The sequence below is a fragment of the Alicyclobacillus fastidiosus genome (assembly GCF_026651875.1).
Lineage (GTDB): Bacteria > Bacillota > Bacilli > Alicyclobacillales > Alicyclobacillaceae > Alicyclobacillus > Alicyclobacillus fastidiosus.
Window position 1 is genome coordinate 1,728,569 of sequence record NZ_CP104067.1, and the last position, 19,202, is coordinate 1,747,770.

The 19,202-nt window shown below is 48.6% G+C and carries 16 protein-coding genes and 1 pseudogene; 12 read left to right on the forward strand and 5 right to left on the reverse strand.

Features of this window, described 5'->3' with window-relative positions; translation table 11 throughout:
• Window positions 1–69: 69 nt before the first annotated feature.
• Both NZD89_RS08560 and NZD89_RS08565 read left to right on the forward strand, forming a co-directional pair.
• Entirely contained in the window at window positions 70–768 is a 699-nt protein-coding gene (locus tag NZD89_RS08560; RefSeq protein WP_268007302.1) for an alpha/beta hydrolase, read from the forward strand.
• Between the two features lie 193 nt (window positions 769–961).
• Window positions 962–1,432, forward strand: a complete 471-nt coding sequence (locus tag NZD89_RS08565; protein ID WP_268007303.1) for a hypothetical protein — start codon at window positions 962–964, stop codon at window positions 1,430–1,432.
• 1,160 nt (window positions 1,433–2,592) lie between these two features.
• Here NZD89_RS08565 and NZD89_RS08570 read toward each other — a convergent pair.
• Window positions 2,593–2,994 (reverse strand): VOC family protein, encoded by a 402-nt coding sequence (locus NZD89_RS08570; protein ID WP_268007304.1) that lies wholly within the window; start codon window positions 2,992–2,994, stop codon window positions 2,593–2,595.
• A gap of 276 nt (window positions 2,995–3,270) precedes the next feature.
• Between NZD89_RS08570 and NZD89_RS30090 the strand changes: the two are divergent.
• A pseudogene (locus NZD89_RS30090) lies at window positions 3,271–3,411 on the forward strand (N-acetyltransferase); the annotation flags it as partial.
• A gap of 357 nt (window positions 3,412–3,768) precedes the next feature.
• Window positions 3,769–3,984 (forward strand): hypothetical protein, encoded by a 216-nt coding sequence (locus NZD89_RS08580; RefSeq protein ID WP_268007306.1) that lies wholly within the window; start codon window positions 3,769–3,771, stop codon window positions 3,982–3,984.
• 181 nt (window positions 3,985–4,165) lie between these two features.
• On the opposite strand, the gene NZD89_RS08585 is transcribed toward NZD89_RS08580, so the two are convergent.
• A complete protein-coding gene (locus NZD89_RS08585) occupies window positions 4,166–4,366 on the reverse strand; it encodes a hypothetical protein (RefSeq protein ID WP_268007307.1) in 201 nt (66 codons plus the stop codon).
• Window positions 4,367–4,891: 525 nt separating this feature from the next.
• Complete coding sequence (locus NZD89_RS08590; protein ID WP_431308595.1) at window positions 4,892–6,283, reverse strand: IS1182 family transposase; 1,392 nt, start codon at window positions 6,281–6,283, stop codon at window positions 4,892–4,894.
• 487 nt (window positions 6,284–6,770) lie between these two features.
• On the opposite strand from NZD89_RS08590, the gene NZD89_RS08595 reads away from it, so the two are divergent.
• The 4 genes from NZD89_RS08595 to NZD89_RS08610 all read left to right on the forward strand — a co-directional run bounded on the left by NZD89_RS08595 (window position 6,771) and on the right by NZD89_RS08610 (window position 10,214).
• Entirely contained in the window at window positions 6,771–7,247 is a 477-nt protein-coding gene (locus tag NZD89_RS08595; protein WP_268007309.1) for a hypothetical protein, read from the forward strand.
• A 93-nt stretch (window positions 7,248–7,340) separates the two neighbouring features.
• Window positions 7,341–8,375: a type 2 periplasmic-binding domain-containing protein gene (locus NZD89_RS08600; RefSeq protein WP_268007310.1), complete on the forward strand. Its 1,035-nt coding sequence runs from the start codon at window positions 7,341–7,343 to the stop codon at window positions 8,373–8,375.
• A gap of 68 nt (window positions 8,376–8,443) precedes the next feature.
• Window positions 8,444–9,397 (forward strand): carbohydrate ABC transporter permease, encoded by a 954-nt coding sequence (locus NZD89_RS08605; protein WP_268007311.1) that lies wholly within the window; start codon window positions 8,444–8,446, stop codon window positions 9,395–9,397.
• Entirely contained in the window at window positions 9,387–10,214 is an 828-nt protein-coding gene (locus NZD89_RS08610; RefSeq protein ID WP_268007312.1) for a carbohydrate ABC transporter permease, read from the forward strand. The genes NZD89_RS08605 and NZD89_RS08610 overlap by 11 nt, the downstream gene beginning before the upstream one ends.
• A gap of 53 nt (window positions 10,215–10,267) precedes the next feature.
• On the opposite strand, the gene NZD89_RS08615 is transcribed toward NZD89_RS08610, so the two are convergent.
• Entirely contained in the window at window positions 10,268–11,167 is a 900-nt protein-coding gene (locus NZD89_RS08615) for an AraC family transcriptional regulator (protein WP_268007313.1), read from the reverse strand.
• A gap of 225 nt (window positions 11,168–11,392) precedes the next feature.
• On the opposite strand from NZD89_RS08615, the gene NZD89_RS08620 reads away from it, so the two are divergent.
• Entirely contained in the window at window positions 11,393–12,211 is an 819-nt protein-coding gene (locus NZD89_RS08620; protein ID WP_268007314.1) for a phytanoyl-CoA dioxygenase family protein, read from the forward strand.
• 45 nt (window positions 12,212–12,256) lie between these two features.
• Here NZD89_RS08620 and NZD89_RS08625 read toward each other — a convergent pair whose 3' ends face one another.
• Entirely contained in the window at window positions 12,257–13,165 is a 909-nt protein-coding gene (locus NZD89_RS08625; protein WP_268007315.1) for an alpha/beta hydrolase, read from the reverse strand.
• Between the two features lie 273 nt (window positions 13,166–13,438).
• Here NZD89_RS08625 and NZD89_RS08630 point away from each other — a divergent pair, with 273 nt between their 5' ends.
• The 3 genes from NZD89_RS08630 to NZD89_RS08640 all read left to right on the forward strand — a co-directional run bounded on the left by NZD89_RS08630 (window position 13,439) and on the right by NZD89_RS08640 (window position 18,964).
• Complete coding sequence (locus NZD89_RS08630) at window positions 13,439–15,319, forward strand: APC family permease (protein WP_268007316.1); 1,881 nt, start codon at window positions 13,439–13,441, stop codon at window positions 15,317–15,319.
• A 1,453-nt stretch (window positions 15,320–16,772) separates the two neighbouring features.
• Window positions 16,773–17,594 carry a phosphatase PAP2 family protein gene (locus NZD89_RS08635; RefSeq protein WP_268007317.1) on the forward strand — a complete coding sequence of 274 codons (822 nt, stop codon included), beginning with the start codon at window positions 16,773–16,775 and terminating at the stop codon, window positions 17,592–17,594.
• Window positions 17,595–18,199: 605 nt separating this feature from the next.
• A complete protein-coding gene (locus NZD89_RS08640; protein WP_268007318.1) occupies window positions 18,200–18,964 on the forward strand; it encodes a sulfite exporter TauE/SafE family protein in 765 nt (254 codons plus the stop codon).
• Window positions 18,965–19,202 lie beyond the last annotated feature (238 nt).

Below are 19,202 nucleotides of genomic sequence, written 5' to 3' on the forward strand. Positions count from 1 at the left end.
CCATTAAGTTAATTCTTCAATTTCGCGCAACACTGATGGTGTTCGTTAGGGATCGAAGGGTGGGGTTTGATGTCACAACCTCTCTGTATTGTTATCCATGGGTTCACTGGAAGTCCACGGGAGGTCCAGCCATTGGCAAAAGCATTGTCTACAGCGGGATATGAGGTGGTTGCCCCCTTGCTACCCGGACATTATTGTGAAAAAAAACGCATGGACAAGGCGACGGCATCGGATTGGATAGGTGCGATTGAAGAATTGACTAAAAGAGCAATATACGAAAAGCGGGTTGTACACTTAATTGGGTTTTCAATGGGAGCGATGATCGCGGCAATCATAGCGTCTCGCCACTCCATTCGCACCTTGGTATTACTGTCTCCTGCCGTTTACATCGTCACACCAAATGTTTTACTTACACGATCAAGACGGATGGTTAAGCTCGTGAGGGAAAATCGATTCTTGTTTAGTCAAGCCATGCGAAATGAATTTACAAGCATGGGTTCCGCACCGCTATACAACGTTCTGCAATTTCAAAAAGTTATACGTGATGCAAAAAAAAGGATACCATACATAGATATTCCGGTTTGTATCGTACATGGTTTGGAAGATGAAATCGTTGATCCTAAGAGTTCCTATTGGATTTACAAGACTGTGTCAACTCAAGAAAAGGAAGTGCACACCTTGTCCAATTCTGGGCATCTAGTTTGTTATGGCATAGAAGTAAATGTTCTTGTTAAAACGGTTCTTTGCTTTTTGAATAAATATACGTGACAGGGCACTTTGTTTTTTGCCGGTAATGACGCCGCGGAATGAAAGTAGTCGTGATACATATGAGCGGCAGGGCGGAAAAGTCAGGAAAAAAAGAAGAGCGCAAGGTTAAGCACTTCAAGAATGATGCGATATTAGTGAACCTTAAAGGATAAAGGCCCATATGATGTGTGTAAAAGTGAAGAGGAGATGTACCGTGCAACCTTTACACACTGTACACACGGGATATGCAGATGTATTAAACCTGGTTGAACAAAGCATTAAAGCGGAACAGGTGTTTTGTTCTATTGTTACACAAATGAAGTATTTACCTCAATTCAAAGGCCAAACTGCTTTGAACATCGTGCACAGAGAAAATTATGAAACTAGCTATCATCGCAATACAGCAGCTGGCAACCTGGAGCGCCTGGTCACAGGTGAGTCGGATGAACTGTTGATACTCATGACAGTTGAATGCTTCATTGAGACTCGGCAACATGACAAAATCGCGGGAACTTCTCTGGGGAATATTGTTGTCACGTCCTCGGAAGACCAGCAGTGGATTATTGTCGCTACGGAGTGGCATAAGCAAAGAAGACAGTATCTAAAATCCGCAGCACGAGTCCTAAGAACCCTAATTGGACCGGAGTTATGGAACAAAGGCGCATCGATGGTTGAAGGTGCCTGAGAGCACACTTCGGTTAGCCCCGCTTTGGCGGGTTGTATTAAGGTATTAGGCATCATCATATAGAAAAGTCTCCAAATCCACAGTGAAAGTGGAGATGGAGGCTTTTTGTTTTAAGGAATTCTTAATCAAAGTGGGGCTTCAAAAATCCAAAATTGACTTTTGGGACACCCCCATAGCGCTATTGAACCGGGCTTAGTTACTGGTTGTACTGTTACTATCGGTCGTTGACCCTGTGTTACTAGTTGTATTTCCCGGATCGGAAGTACTAATGGAGCTGGTCGTGGAGTTTGTCTTTGAACTTGTCTTTGAACTGTTGGATGCAGCTTTGTCGATCGTTTTTGTAATCTGGTTGAGCTCCTTTGAAGCCTTGTTAAAAACTCGAGTTAACTGAGCAACGCGGGAGTCCCTTCTTGGCATCATTTACAGCGGATTGAAGATGAGCTTTGGTGATATCGTTCTTCGTTTGCTGGATATCGTGTTGGATTAAACTTTGATCGGTTTCCAGTGTCTTCTTGACACTGTTCAGGATTTTCTCAGCGGCGGGTGTAGTTTTCACAATGGTACCGTGGTCATAACCTTTATCCTGCTTTACAGTGGTGTCATATGTAGTGATAGCCGACTCAAGGTCTTTGCGAGCTGTTTGTTCCTTTACTAAATCTGCTCGATACGTTGCAAGATCCTTTTTAACCTCACTCTTGAGGGCACTGTTGTGTTCGTGGGCGAGTTGTTTTTTGCAATGCGTCAATTTGGTTCAGGAGAGATTGATTCGCGCTTACCGTGTGCGATGCCGGTGTCTTCGTAGCTGCGAAAGTTGTAGTTGCCATTGTTAGTACTGTGGATACTGCAACACATGCGCTTACCACTGATACGATTTTCCTCATATCGAGTTCGCCTCCTAAAAGTTTTAAAGATCGTCATCTCAAGATGACGCAATCTTTAATTCCCTTAGAGAGTAGAGTTAGAAAATCAAAAAACGTTCAAGTTGTTAAACTGTCAGCTATTCAATTGTTTTAGACAAAGGGTCTCCCGAAACCCCGTCCCGAATACGTATAGAGTTGAAGTGTCAACCGCGTCTGATGATTTTAGAGGCGCCATGGTGTGGGACATCGCTAGTCGTATGTAGGGCGCCTCTGACCCATCCTATGAACATGCTGTTCTTGTTACCCTTGTGCCTCTGTAGTGACCTGCCACTTAACGCCGAATTTGTCCTCTAAACGCCCAAATAGGCTACCCCAGAATTGCTTTTCGAGCGGCATAATCACTCGCCCGCCTTCCGACAGCTTGGAGAACGCCTGCTGCGTTTCTTCGTCCGTTTTGAACTCGAGGGACAGATCGAAGCCGCTATTGCTGGCAGGTGACTCGTGCATCGTATCGGCAATGTAAAAGTTCACACCTGCGGCGCTGAATGCCATATGGATAATTTTATCTTTGAGCGCTTCATCGGTACCGGGGGCTTGTCCATACGTCATTTGGTTGTGGATTTCCCCGCCTAGCGCTTGCACGTAAAACTGCGCTTGTGCTCTGGCATCCTCAGAATAAAAATAGGGTGTCAACTTTGCCATTTTGATTCCCATCCTCTACTTAGAATTGGTCGTGTTCCTTCGATACTAATACGAAGGTCAAGTTTTGTCATCCATCCAACAAAAGCTTGGGGAAGGACCACGATTCAGCAAAGGACTTAGCCTACAGATGAGGAATACAGTTACGTGTATGGAGTTCACGTTGCGATTGGAGGGTTTGTTGTGGATAGATGATCTAAGTGGACCCGAAGTGGCGGAATTGATAAGACGACATCTTCAAAGTATGGCGTTACATTCCCCACCCGAAAGTATACACGACGTTTGAGTTTGGAAACCGGTTCAATGGGGGCGTTTGAACCAGCCAGACGACTGTATGAGAGTGTTGGGTTTCAGTATTGTGAGCCGTTTTCGAATTACATTGAGGATCCGAATAGCGTATTTATGACTAAGGAACTGTGACACCTGGACGGAATTTACAAATCCTGATGTCTTCTGAGTGACAGCTACTGAACATAAATTCAAGGTGGGGGTTTCTCGTCGTCGAGCCTGGTTGAGCGTGACCCAGAGTACAGCGTCCACTTCCTCAGCACTCTTGCAAAATGCCTCCTTATGATCGATAAAGAAAGACAACGACGCTGGTCGCCGTCATCCAAGCAAACGATGTGCGAAGTACATAATGCAGGGTACCAAATATCTCCCTACCAATCTTTTCGGGAGATTTCTCATAAAAGGAACATCACAAATACCAGTATTCCGTGCACTATAGAGGCATATCTATTTCTGTGGCATTTTGATCAGTCTTGGAGGAGCCGTTTGATGGAGTGGATCGATGAAATTTCAAAACGATTTTCAGATGGTGAACAAGGTGTTGACCAAGACGTGATACGTTTGATCACTGCCCTCACCTGCGCGGTTGAAGGACTGAAACAAGTGGAGATGCAGATTGTTCACGGGAATCTCTCGCTGGCGAGGTCCATTATACATGATACAATTCGGGAGATACGAGATGTTGGCTCGCAACTAAATTATTAGAATATTGAATCACTTACACCATAGGGAAAGCGGATTCACATTCGAGCAAGCATCGCAATCGACCGTCAAGTAGTCAGTAGAAATAGTATACCGGCGTCGAAAATAGGGTAGCTCACCTCGGTTCGCATCGTTGAACGTCGCGGTGAGCTCTGTTGGGCTGTCGTATAACCTGCTGTTCTTACTATTTCAGACGCGTAATTGTGGGCTTTCTTGGTGACGTGGGTGGGGTTGGTGGATTGATACCCAAAGCATTTTCCATGTCCTGTGTAATCTGTTTTAGGGCTCTGTAGCAATCCTCGTCAGAAACGGAAGAGTCCCATATCACGTCGCAATGCCCATCCTCGTAGACAATCACATTGGCCACATATCGAATATCACTCATATGTATCCTCCTCTGTACGCGAGAAGCGCGATTTGAATCGGGTTCATCTAGCGTTTGGAAAATTAACCAAATTTATTCATGATGAAGATGGTAGGAATGGTGAAGGCCATCTAGATCCTGATATCTATGTGGTTATCTGATCATATTGCGGAACAAATCGTTTGGTCAAGAGGCTTCCTATCACTCGATCAGCAGTTGACAACCTTCCGCTAGAGAAGCGGTACACTTTGTACGGGCGTGGGGTGAGCCCCGTATAGTAGCTGAACCCGTGCCCCACGCTGTTTAGGTTGAAGTAACCGTGACACTGTGAGCGAGAAGTTATGCCGCATCCTGGCCACAAATGGCAGAATCCAACATGCAAATGGCGATATACGCCATGATTTTATATTTACTAGGAGCGTGTCCGAGTATTGCGGCTTAGACTTTCTGCATTTGAGTTCAGTTCCATATTTTATTCGACTATGGGTGACTTTCCCCATGGGCACTTACTTCATTAGACGGGGACTGGTCGGTTAAGCACCATCTTTAGCACGTTGCCCAGTTTATATGACCGTATTTGAATATCTTAAGCAGATTATGGCACATGGTAACTAACGACCATTCTCCTCTGACCTTCTCAAGGCTTCGAAGTGAGAATTGGTCGAATCGTCGACAACCCTTAATTTGACCGTACACAGGCTCTACGATAGCCTTGCGTCTCGCGTAGACGGCACGGCCCTTCTTTGTTTTTAGTTTCCGAGTCATACGTTGCTTAATGGTGTAGTGTTTCGGTATTCGTCCTCTCGGTGACTCAGGCACTTCATTGTGCTTTTGACGACCTGTTGCGATGTATGGGTCAATTTCTTTCTCTTGAAGCCATGTCACGTCGTCTTCGGCAAAGTAGCCAGCATCACATGAGATTTTGTGCATCGTCGCTTTCGTATTCTCCGCCGTCATTTCGACCATTGTACGCAGGACACCGTGGTCATTTGTGTGGTCTATAACATCTGTTGCAACAATGATTTGGTACTCTTCATCGACGACAGCCTGCACATTGTATGCTTGGATAAAGCCGTCTTTCGATTTCATAATGCGAGATTCCGGATCCGTGAAGTTGCGTTGAGCCTTGTCCTCCGGAACACCTGCGAGATGACTCTCCTTGCGTGGACGACCGCGTTTCCTGGCGCCTGTCTGGTTGGTGGGGCCGTTGTCATCGTCCTTCTTGTCTTGTTGTTCGTCTTTCTGTTGCTGTTGTTCCACTCTTTCCTTGGCCTCTTTCTCCAGAGAGGACATTGCTTCCTGAATTTTTGCCAACCGGGTCTCTCTACGGGCTAACTCTTCAGGGAGTTCATCGCCCATGGTGTTACCGTACTTTTTATCTTCACTATGGTCGGTGCGTTCAGCCTGCTGCGTAAGCTCGGCGATTTCTTGGCGGAGTCGTTGCTCTTGCTGCTTCATCCGCTCGTAACTCATCGCTTTATGTTTGGATGCGTTTGCCCGAATCTTGCTGCCATCCAGCGATACATGCCCGAGCTTAACCATCCCTGCATGTTGGGCAATCTTCAAGACTTCCAAGAAAAGTTCTTTGAAGGTGACCAAATGGCGTTTCCGAAAATCACTGATTGTCCGGAAATCCGGGAACTGATTTGCGGACAGGACTCGGAACGCCACTACATCCTGACAGGCCTTTGCGATCTTTCTGGAAGAGTACATGCCTGTGCAATATGCGTAAACCAGAATCTTCAATAACATTGCCGGGTGGTACGGGGGAAAACCTCGCAGTTCTTGTTCGTACTGTTTTGTAATGATGGAGATATCGATATGATCGACCACATCACTGACAAAGTTCGCCAGGTGGCCGTCAGGTAGCCATTCATTTAACCCCGGTGGTAGTAGAATGAGTTGGTTCGGGTCGTAGTCACGAAACTTTTTTCCCAAGATTCGAAGCCTCCACTGTGAATACCAATACAGGGGACTTCGTTATTGATCCGGAAATTTCCTTTTACAAAATACTTCAGGGATTACTCGGACACGCTCCTAGCAAACAAAATAGTGATATCGACTGGAGCAGTCGTATCTTCGAGCCCTGACACTAAATACGGCACGTGTCGATCGGGAGGTGCTGATGGCCGAGGCCGATGAGGGGAGGGTGTTCATGAACTAGCGATTCTATCTGATTTTCTCCTGACTCGTTCCAACTCCGTCAGATCACCGTGGTGAAGGATACGGAATCCGTATCCGAACTCGATTTCCGCAATGATCTAGCTACCCTAAAAAGAAAGCGCTATCAAACAGGGTGGTCTCCCATATGCGTCAGTTGTTCGACGGACCGTGTACCGATGGATCGTCGAAATGGAAAGGTTGAATTCAATTCTCTCACCACGGGGATATATCCGCATTTTATGTTAAGGGTCGGTGAAAGTGGATGCGAAGTCTTGGGCGATGGAAGTGGATCTCGGTCGGTCTGTGCGGCGTGCTTCTTACGACCGGAGGGTGTGCTGCCCCTGCGAATGAGCAAGCGAACCGGAGCACAAACGCGAAGACGGACGCTGGAAGCAACGCCACGAGTGATGTCGGCGCGGGTGCTACGGGGCACAGTGGTGCAAAAATCGTGATCACGATGGATGCGCAAGGCTACACGCCGATTCAACCAACGGAGGACAACCCACATCCGAGTACGCTGTTAGGGACATTGGCAGAACAGTACGAAAAGCTTCATCCCAACGTCAGTATTCATTTTTTACCCGTAGCCATGACAGGTGTCTTAGGTTCGCCTGGTGGTTTAGTGGCCAAAGCGAACGCAGGTGAAGCGCCAGACATTGTCTGGGCGCAGGAGAACCAGGTGAACAGTGGCGCCTATCCTGCCGGGCTATTTGTCAACCTGAAGCCTTATCTCGAATAGCCGAACCCGTACATTCCAGGTAATCAACATTGGATAGACGCTTTCGATCCCGCCATTATTCGCGACGTAACCGCCCCAAACGGCGACATTTATGTGGATTCTGCTGAGCTTGTGGGCGCGGCTGTCTTTTACAACAAACAAGTGTTCAAAGCGGCAGGGATCAACACGCCACCCCGGAACTTCACCGAGCTTCTTCAGGATTCAAAACGGTTGAGTGCAAAGGGATATTGGCCGTTCGGCCTGGCACTCGGTCCAGGTGAACAGGACTCAGCACCCAGTTGGTTTGAACGTTACGTCATGACCTCGTTTTTTCAGTCGGACCTCTCGGCATTTGATGTGGATCACAACCAGTTCGAGACCGGGAGCCTCGATTACGCCGTAGGCGTCAAAAAGGGGCTCTTCACAATGAAGGATCCGCGATACGCGGAGGCATTTAAACTTCTGAAGCAATTTTCAACTTATTGGGAACCGAACTCGGTCGATTACACAAGTGGTCCAAACGGGCAAAATCTCGCTTCGACCTGGCTCATGACGCCCTTTATCGACAACAAGCTGGCGATGGTATTTCTAACGAGCGGTGCATTTTCACAGTTGAAACAGCTCGGCTGGACAGATAGCCAGTACGGTGTGATACCGTTCCCGAATATCACGAAATCGGCGACCCCTTATGCAGGAAATACCGACATTAGCTATGTGGTCAATGCGCCCACGGCCGATTGGCAGTACTACGTTTCAACAGAGAAGGCGGATCACACAATGACACCCGCGAAGCAGAAAGTCGTAGTGGATTGGTTGAAATACATCACAACGCCAAAACACAGCGAAGAAGTGATCAATCAACGCGGGACGACCGTGCCGACCATGATCGGTACCAAAGCGGTGACGGCTAGCCTGAAAACTGCGATTCAGCCACCTGACACCCTAAAACCCCCTGTTATCGTCGACGGTATCCTCGATAACACGTTGACACCTACGGCGGCCAATCAAGGATACAAAATCCTTACTGGGTATTTGACCAATCAGCTCACATTCTCCCAATTTTCTGAACAGTGGGACGAGTTGATCGAACAGCAGACGGATGCGTGGGCTGCACAAAATCACGTGGACTTGTCCAAATATCTCACGTAGATGGTTTTTGTTCTACAGGACATGACCACGGCGCATTAACCCATTCCTGTTCAAAGGAGGATTGTCAATTGGGGAGAAACAGCAGTGTTGTGATTGACGATACGCATCCTGTCGTGGCGCCATCTACACGAGTCAAGAAGTCGAGGAGCAGTTGGCGGCACGTGCCATGGTGGATGATGCTGCCGTCGTTCATCTTGATCATCTGTTTATACTACTATCCTAGTGCAAGCACGTTAGTCTACTCCTTTTTTAACTGGAACGGATTTAGCAAGCCTAGCTTTGCGGGGTTAGCGAATTACGCAACTTACCTCAGTGCTCGTACGACACCGTTAGAGTGGTTACACCAGGGCATTATGACGATAGGGATGGTGCTGGTCGCACTCGTCGTACCACTCGCCGCGGCGGTGGCGGTGAACGGTATCCAAAATCGGAGATTATCATATATCGTAAAGGTGCTGCTGGTGTTACCGATGGCCGTCCCATTTATCGTCAACCTGTCCATCTGGGCTTTCATATTCAACCCCTACCTCGGGCCGATCAATAAAATTCTGCGTTTTCTTGGACTCGGGGCACTTGCGAATGGGTGGTTAAGCGCTCCTCATGTCGCCATCTACGCCCTCATCGGGGTCGGGTTTCCTTGGGTGGCAGGACTCCCGTTTTTAATTTATCTAGCCGGATTGCAAGGAGTGAGCCATGAACTCTACGATGCGTTTGCCATCGATAGCGGCAGTTCGTGGAAGCGCTTTCGAAACGTCGATCTCCCTGCCTTACGTGGCCAAATTAAGCTCGTGGTCATCTTGTCGGTCATCGGATCGATGCAGAACTTCATTATGATCCTCCTATTGACGAACGGAGGACCGGGCTACGCCACCCAGGTGCCTGGGCTCTCCATGTATACGGCGGCATTCAACAATGATGAATACGGGCTCGGAGCTGCGATTGGCACGGTGTTGTTCGTTGTGATTGCGGTCATCACAGTGGTTTATATGATCATGGACAGGAGGCGGGGAGATGAAAAATAGGAGCTGGAAGGCAGTAGGGCGCCTCGCATTCCTTGTCATCGTGCTGATTCCAACCTATTATCCGCTGTTTATCATGGTTGAGAATTCCCTAAAAAGTACCACCAACTATGTCAAAGATCCCTTGGGCTGGCCATCGCAACTGATCTGGCACAACTATGCGGCCGCTTGGAGCGGGGTTCATCAGTATTTTTGGAACACGCTCTACGTTGGGATCCTTTCCGTGATCATCGGTCTTGTCGCCGCTGCGATGAGTGCCTATGTATTTGCTCGTTACGAATTCCCCGCAAAAGAGGTGTTCTTTGCACTATATCTCGGTTTGCTGATGATTCCTGGCGTGTTAACACTGATTGGACAATTCTTAGAAATTAAGAACTTCGGGTTAATCAATACGAGGTGGTCGTTGATATTACCGTATGCCGCTGGCTCACAAGCACTGGGCGTCTTTATTCTGCGCACGTTTTTTTCCTCCATTCCGGAAGACCTGTTTGAGGCTGCACGCGTCGACGGGGCGAGCCCTGCTTATATGTTCTTACGTATCGCCGTGCCGCTGGCGATTCCCAGCCTAGGAACGGTATCGATTCTGGGGATCCTCAATGTCTGGGGAGATTACCTCTGGCCGACTTTAGCCCTTAGCAGCTCCAGTAAATACACCATTTCCGCTGGCATCATGCAGTACGCTGGAAGTTTCACCACCCTGGTCCCGCAAGGAAATATCTTCGCCGCCTACGTGATTGCCGCAGTGCCCGTGGTCATCTTAATTGGGCTCACGATGCGATATTATCTCTCGGGCATTCTCGGTGGCTCGTTGAAGCTGTGACAGCGGGCACAGGGTTCGCACAGAATTTTGCTGGGTCGGCGGAGGCGTTCACATCACACCTCTGTGCTCTGCTTTTTAAACTGGCCCGGCGTGATTCCAGTGACCGACTTAAAACTGCGACAAAAGTAATGGACACTAGAATAGCCCAGTGCTTCGGCGGCTTCTTGTGCCGTATCCGTGACGAGGAGCATTTCCTTTGCTCTCTGAATCCGTTCAAGAATTTGATATTGTTTCGGCGAACGCCCCATCACGTCTCGAAATAGTGTTGCAAAGTAGGTGGGGTGGTAGCCGCAGAGCGTGGCCAATTCAGGAACCGACCAATGTTTGTGTGGCGATTGCCGGATAGCGTCTAAAGCAGGGGCAATTCTATGCCTCCCATCTGGTTGTGCCATGTGCTGAATGTGGTGGCGGACGATGGTGATCAGCAATTCAGTCAGGAGAGCGCGAAGCATCATCCTATGCTCCATCGGTTGCCTTCGATGCTCGTCCACGATGCGCATGAATAGGTCTTCCAGGTGAGGAATGGTGCAATAGTGCGGAAACTCCACGTCTCCATACTCATCTACAACGATTGCATAGGTCGACGCTACCGCCGACAGTTCCTCCTCGTGACAATCTCGAATGCCTGTAACGGGGTGAACCGCGGTCAAGGAGTCACTTTTCCAACTGTAATGGATGCTCGTAAACGAGAAGGGATCCGTCTCGGACGACACAATTTTATGTGGGTTGGTGGGTCCGTAAAAGACACAGTCTCCAGCGCTAAGGGACAACGTCTCACATCCGAGATAGAGAACGGCATTCCCTTTTACGACGTATAACAACTGACAATCGGGAATGATTCTAGGCCCCCACGTTTGACCAGGGGTAGTCTGCATCCGATTCGCAAAGTTCACGGTGGGGGTGAGCTCATAAAGTCGCCCCACAGGTATCCGAATAGTCCGTTGATCGTCCATGCCAATTGTTTCGCGATGGAGTCGATAAATCCTGCGAAAAGTGCAATTTCATCATTGGAAACTCCAACGACATACTTGGAAAAGAGATCTACAGTGGTAATAACGATAACTCGTTGTAAATGACACATTGTGTTTTGTGCAATGTCAAAGGACATGAACTGGCACACAGGATGCGCACCTGCCCCAAAGTTATCGTGTCATTTTGGAATGAGGGAGGAAGACGTGATGCTGACGAAACAACAACTGGAAACGTTCGAGAAAAACGGGTTTTTAAAGGGTGATGTCGTTTTGCGCGACGAGGAAGTCGACGAACTGCGCAAGGATTTAGACCGGGTCATGGAAGGGAAGTCGGTGAAAAAGCCCGTATTGAATCGCAACATGCTCGAGGAACACGGCCACGGCATGGCTATGACCAAAAGACCAACGGTCATCCAAATCGTGAATATGTGGATGACTAGTGACGCGTATCTTCGCCATGCAGCCAACCCGACTATTTGTGAAGAAGTGGCACAGCTTTGTCGAACAACCGCCCTAAGGATATGGCATGACCAAGTCCAATACAAGCCGCCTCTAATTGGGGGACCGGGTAACTGGCACCAAGACCATCCGGCGTGGCCCATCATCCAACCAGCAGATCTTGTGAGCGCATGGGTAGCATTGGACGATGCCACCGTTGAAAACGGTTGCATGTGGATGGTGCCGGGCAGTCATAAGTGGGGAAATCAGAGTCAATACATCTCGGATACAAATGATTTTAAAGCCATGCACAACGACCCAACACAATTACCGGACGGTGCCAAGGTTGAATGCGTCCCGTTTGAGATCAAAAAGGGGCAGGTAGGCTACCATCATTGTCTTACATGGCACGGGAGTGGACCGAATCGAAGCCAAAGAAAACGCCGCGCCATCGCCGTGCATTACATGCCAGAACACATCCGTTTTGAGCCGAGTGGCCATCATCCAATGGAAGACTACATCATGGTTCCAGCAGGAGAGCGCTTAACAGGTGAAAGTTTTCCGCTCGTTTATGAGCGGGACAAATAATGCGACTTGCCTCACCACCTGAACGAAACAATGGCCACTGCGAACCTAGTTGCGGTGGCCCAGGTACTTCGTGAAAAATTGTGTCACACGCTGTTCGTAGGTCGCTGGCTCCACGTCGTATGCACCCACGTGTTTTGCGCCTGGGACGAGCCACAGGGAATCGTCGGGATCGCGCTGTAGTTCCCGATACAGTTCCTCGCTATTCTGCATGGGGATCGTCGTATCGGCCTCACCTGCGATAAGTAGGATCGGTCGCGGTTTTGCAGATGCTAAATCTTTGAGTGGATCGGCTTTTGCGGGGTCGAGCTGGAAGAAATGCTTCATCTCCCAGAAGATCTCATCGTTAAACGGAAATGCGGGCAGGTGCGTCCACACGGTCATGTTTGAATCCAGGTACGTCTGTAAATCGGCGAACGGGCTGTCGGCGACGGTGGCTTTCACGTCCGTGTCCTCTGCAGTGGCTTCTAACGCGGTGGATGCACCCATCGAATAGCCGATGATGCCAATATTTGAGTAGCCAAGGGACTTCGCGTAATCAACCGCGCCCAACAAATCGCGCACCTCGTATTCCCCCACGCTGACTTCCTTCCCCGGAGAGTCCCCTTCATCTCGAAAGTCGAACAGGATGACAGAAAATCCCGCATCGTGAAGTGCTTTGGCTGTTGGCAACGACGGGTGATCAAGTATGCGATTTTCTCTGTAGCCGTGCGCTTCGATGACCACCCTATTCGTCCTCGACGCAGCCGGAATGAGCCAACCGGACAAGGATAGCTTGTCGATTCTCGATGGGAAGTGAATGTTTTGGTACGGCAGCCGAATTGCGCCCGGCGTTTCTGTCACAGGTTTTGGCGTAGGATGCGTCAGCTTGAAACCGACGATGTAGGAAACCGTCATCGTACCGAGGAATAAGACAATTACAGTGGAAAGAACGAACGTTCCCAATCTCTTGTACACTCGTCTCATCCTGAAAATCCCCATTCCGCATGGAAGCGCTACCGCCATGAGTAGAAAATACAGATATTTCATATAACAGTCAATGGCTTTGCAACCGTTGATGGATGAAGTAAGAGACAAGCTAGTTTCCGCAAACTGCCGGGGGTAAAAAATTCATAGAGGGTGAAGTTTGCATTATTCGTGGTACATTATGACTGTGACTTACGGGAAAACTATCCATTGTGGATGTTGTTGTACCCGCGAGATATTCAGCTGTATTGGAGGGCACACATCTTGGTCACAACACTAAAACGGCTGCTCATTGGCCGTCCGTTAAAAACGCGTGAAATTGGCCACGCAAAAATCGGCGTGATCAAGGGGATGGCCGTGATGACGCCGGACGCGCTTTCTAGCGTCGCTTATGCCACGGATCAAATGGAATTAGTGCTAGCGTCTGTAATTGGTGCGGCAAGTTCGAAAGCGTATATCTCGAACGTCTTGGGCTTTTCGATGTTGGGTACGTTTATTATCGTCGCGTTGGCTTTTTTATTGTATTTTGCCTATCGCAGCATCATTCAGGAGTATCCTCGCGGTGGTGGCGCATATGCCATTGGACTGCACGACTTGGGCAAGTATTGGGGGCTATCTGCAGCCTCGACATTGATTGTGGGCTACACGTTGACCGTGGCCGTATCGATTGCTGCAGGAATTGACGCGATTGGGCCAGTTATCCCTCTCATCGGTCATCATAAACTGATTGTAAACATCGTATTGACGCTGATGATCATGTTGATTAACTTGCGTGGCACGAGTGAGTCGGCAAACGTATTTGTTCCTTTTACTTACATTTTTATTGGTTGTATTCTGCTTCTCGGCGCGACTGCAGTCGTCAAAGCCCTAATTCATCCTTCCAGCATTCACGTCCCATCTCTGACCGGGATGCATGCCGTACAGGGAATGGGCCTGTTCCTGTTCCTGAGGATGTTCGCCAGCGGATGTAGTGCGTTGACAGGTGTTGAAGCCGTGTCGAATTCGGTGCCGGTATTTAAAGAGCCTTCGCCTGCCAGGGCGCAGCGGCTTCTCCTCACACTTGTGGTCACTTTGAGCGTCCTGTTCATGATTGTGTCTGGGACATCGATGCTGCATGGCCTGAAGTACAATCCAGATGTGCCTCTCATTAACCAGGAATCGATGATTTTGTTTGGAACGCACGGGTTTGGGTACATCGTTACGGTCATCGTTTCGATGTCCACCATGTGCATCTTGGCGATTGCCGCGAACACTGCGTTTACTGGGTGCCCGGCACTCTGGTCATCGATGGCTCGCGATGGATTTATGCCACGTTGGCTGTTACATAAAGGAGACCGACTCGTTTATAGCAATGGCATTGTGTTCCTGACGCTCATTTCGTTGATTTTAACCATTGGCTTTGATGCAAAAGTAAGTGGTTTGATGCCTCTTTATGGTGTGTCCGTCTTTTATACATTTAGCGTTTCGCAACTTGGGATGCTGGTGCGCACTCTCCGAAACCGAGAGGGAAAATGGGTTTCCCGGGCCTGCGGGAGTGGTTGTGGGTTTGCATTAACCGCTGCAGCATGTTTGATATTTGGGATCACGCGGTTCACCAGTGGCGCATGGCTCGTGATTGTCTGTGTTCCATTGATGGTCATTATGTTCAGTAAAATTCAACGACATTATCGGGAAATACGGGAGGAACTAAAGTACGACTTTTCGCGCCCGCTTCAGCCAGACAGAGACAGTATTACACTTGTACCGATTGCGTCGGTAAATAAGTCTTCAGTCCATGCGCTCGAGTACGCGCTGGCGAATTTTAAACACGTTGTAGCGGTCTCGGTGATTGCCCAGAACAGCCAAGAAGAGGCGGACGAGGTGGAACGGACCCTACGGGCACAGTGGGAGCGGTTAAATTCTGGCGTGCGCTTGGTGGTGATTCACTCGCAGTACAGATCTGTAGCCAGACGAATTCAGCGGTTTGTCGATCTCGAGTTGGACAGGTACGATCCTGAGGACATCACGGTGGTCGTACCGCAGTTTATAACGAAGAAATGGTGGCATACACTGCTCCACAATAAAACAGGTAGTATCCTGATGGCGTGGTTGGTCTTGAGTAAGTCTGTGAAGGTCATAGCAGTACCGTATCGACTGAAACGATAGCGGCCAACATCCGCGCTTTTGCACGCCTCAGTCAACCAGCAAACGGGCAGTCGGTGGATGTGGACTGCCCTTCATAGGGTGCGAATTTTGAACGGTCTAACCAGGTGCTGATGCTTTAGTTTGCGCAGACAGAACCAAAACATGATAACCAGCCTGGGCAGCCTCAGCTCATTTGCTTCTTGTAGCACTGGTGCTTGTCTTGTTTCTGGTGTCTGACAACTGTAGTAGCCGCTAAGAGACGATTCCGGCGCTCACGGTATTTTAGATTGTTTAAATTTTCAATGGACCTTCAACATTCATACGATACACTACATCTCGTTGATGTGACGATTCACTTTCTAACCCCTTAACTTCGCCCTTGCAGAAATGCGAGGGCATTTTTTTGCTGAGTTGCGAGGTGTCTGTGCATATCGAGGACTCCACAGCCGTGTTCCCCGCTTTCTGAGTGCGTAAGACGTCACGAGATAACAGGACATCCTATCCCTTGGGAGGAGGTGAGATAAACTTGCAGGAGACCGTGAAACCTAAACCAGTTCAACCTGTTCAAGCAAAACCGGTAGAGCCCGTGATCAGGGCGAAGCCTCCAAAGCAAAAGCCCGCCAATTTGTAACAGCGTGGGGCGGTCACATCCGCGTGGTCGCCCCTTGTCGTGGACGCAACTGCAGCACGCTTGCGCCGTTTCAATGTTCTTTCGAGGTAGGTTGTCTATAATTCATGTTGCCAGGAGTTGCAGTCGCCTAATTTCGACAGACTTCGCTCATGTAACAACGTATACTTGTACTGGGCCTTTTCTAGGTAGGGGCGACGTATGTGGTCGCCATCGCTGTTAGCGTGATGGTTGGGGCTAGCAGTGGCCCATAGTTACAGTGAACTACAATGGACGAAAGAGGTGTTGAATGTGAATGAAGACGAGAACTTCCCATTTCTGATAGAGCAGACTGTACAGCGTGTAAGCGCTTACGAGATTACTTCCGATTCCCGGAAGTCTGTGACTGAAACAACACAATCGGAGACTGAAGAGTAGATGTTTGTCGGACGACGAAGGTGACCACGACTGGCGAGGATTGATCTCGGTTGCGCATAATCCGTCGGCCCCCTACACACAATAACGCTCGTAGGGAGATGATGTGTAATGGAGATGACCGACTGAGGTGTCCTCAAGACCATCGACGACTTACAGAAGGAGACCGCCACGCGCGGTCTTTTTCATGTTCGGACCGAAGTTGTGTCGCTCCAGGTGCGTTCAACGTGCGGATGTCAATAAATTCAGCGTCATTCGGTCGATGCCAGAGAATATTTTATTCGCTACTGCGCAGTATTCATTTTGAAAATTTGATGTTCCCCGTAAAGTGGGTGTACTCCGAATGGTTTTGGTTGTAAATTCTTCAGGCATTGGGTGTAGTTTGCCAACTCGTTGGTCCGCTCGTGGGACCCCTGTTTGGAGGTCTGCGAAATGCTTCACAATTCCCCCGCTTTCTACCACGTGCCCGTGTCTTCACATGAAAAGGCACCGCATTGGTGCGTGTATCACGGAGGCGAGGGTTTTAATTTTAGAATCGGGCACGATATCGAAAAAGCAGCGCAGGGGATTGTCGGCGGGGTTCCATTTCGAGGGGGACAGAAAATGCATTCGCCACACAGACGGAAAAACCTATTTTCTTCCGGAGTGTTTTTAATTTCCTTTTTGATCTCGTTCGCCATATTTGTTGACAAATTAGAGCTACATAAGTTGCTGGGCTTCGATATGAAAATCATTCGCGTGGTACAGGCTAGGATTGATCGCTCGAACACACGGCTGATGAAGTGGTTTACTTTCCTTGGGTCTCCGTTCTCCGTCTCAATGTTGGTCTTATTTTCCACAATTGTTCTGTATTTCAAAGGGAGAAGGCGGGAAGCTGCCAGCCTGTTGGTCGCAAATGCTGCAGGTGTCGGGTTCAATGAAGTCCTAAAGTTCATATTTCGCCGTCGTCGTCCGGACATTCATCGACTGGTTGTTGAACATGGGTATAGTTTTCCGAGCGGGCACTCCATGGGTTCTGTGATCTATTACGGAAGCATCACCTATTTTATATGCAGATCGATTCAGAATTCTTTTTGTAAGGTGCTGACCTCGGCTGTCGGTATGTTCATGGTGTTCATGACTGGCATGAGTCGAATTTATCTAGGGGTTCACTATCCTAGTGACGTCGTATCTGGTTATGCGGCTGGCGGCGCTTGGTTGAGTGCGTCCATAAAAGGGTTTAATGCCGTTTTACCGAAGCAGAAGCGGTCTTGAAGTGCCGCTTCTGGAAATGGAAATGATGGAAATTCAAGCAGCCCTCCGTCCATTTCCAACCCGTTTGAACACGGTGGGGATACTTAAACCTCAAAGTCGTGGTGTGTGATCTGAATGTACTCGTGCGGTATCAAGGACATCACATATTCAATTGGGGTATTTTTATTTTTTATGTTCATGCGATAATTCCATAACACAGCAAATGGTGTCACCCCGAAAATGATGCACACAAGTACGATTGTCAACTGTTTCGCCTCACTCGCTTGGTTGCCCATCAGCCCCATTCCAACGCTGGTGAGCTGTGACGACCACCTCTGTCGTCCTGCCAAAACAAGTGTACTTGCGCCATATGAATGCAGTGTGGAATTTTTGTTAAGTGAACACACAGTTATATGTAAAGAATGAAGCGGACTCCAGAGAAGTAACTGGGTAACTGCTCGTCCCACATTGGAAAGATTTTTTATTTTTGTGGCACATAAAACACAGGAACCACCAATGATAAGAAAATACTATTGTTCCTATTAGTGTTTCTTATTTACAAATCTGTCTTGCGTCTTTATAATCCCGGTAAAACGTATATATATAGTTGGGAATGAGACTGGATTATGACCATCGGTATTGTGATCATGGGATTACTTGTTGGTACTTTAGTGGGACTTACAGGTGTGGGAGCCGCTTCGTTGTTGACGCCTATCCTCGTACTGATGGGTATTCATCCTTCAATCGCTGTTGGCACCGATCTCGTGTACAACTCTGTAACTAAGCTCTTTGGTTTTGTTCAACATGCGAGACAAAAGACGGTGAATTATCCACTTGTAAAATACTTAGCATTTGGGAGTATTCCAGGTGCAGCGGCTGCGGTTGTCGGTCTACATGTATTTAGTGGCTGGTACCATAATGAAGAACAGGTAATTCAATATATATTGGGGTTTGTTTTGATGGTTGCCGCCGTTGGAACCTTAATTCGTGTACTATTTGACAGTCGTTTGAAAGTGAACCACCTCCAATCCAAGCCCTTGGAAGAAAAAGTTGGTCTGACCATTTTCATTGGCGTCATATTTGGGTTTATCGTTGGGCTAACTTCTATTGGATCCGGTTCATTGTTCGCCCTGGCAATGCTGTATTTGTATCGTTTGAGTGGGCCCGAAATGGTGGGCACCGATATTGCTCACGCATTCCTCTTGGCAACTGTAGCAGGTGCGCTGAACGCAGGCTTGGGACATGTGAATTACACCTTGGTAGGTAATCTTTTGGTTGGTTCCATCCCAGGCGTCGTGATCGGTAGTGCGCTTTCCACGAAAGTACCCTCCCGGCCAATTCGTCTGGTCATGTCGGTGTTAATTTTCTTGAGTGGGTTAAAATTGGTCTAAACGGGGAAGTCAATGCCCAATGGATGGAGCAACCGCCAGCCCCACCTACGCTGGCGGCCATGGCGGCCACAATCGCCGCCCTTCCCGAGAACACGAGACGTAGTATATGCAGTCTTAGGTAAAAAGTATGTCGACGTGTCGGGTCTGAAGATTGCGAATATAGAAAGGGTAGCACACGCTGCCTTTGTGTGTATTTCAGAATCATCACAGTTTATCCGGGTTGAATTAGGGTACTAGG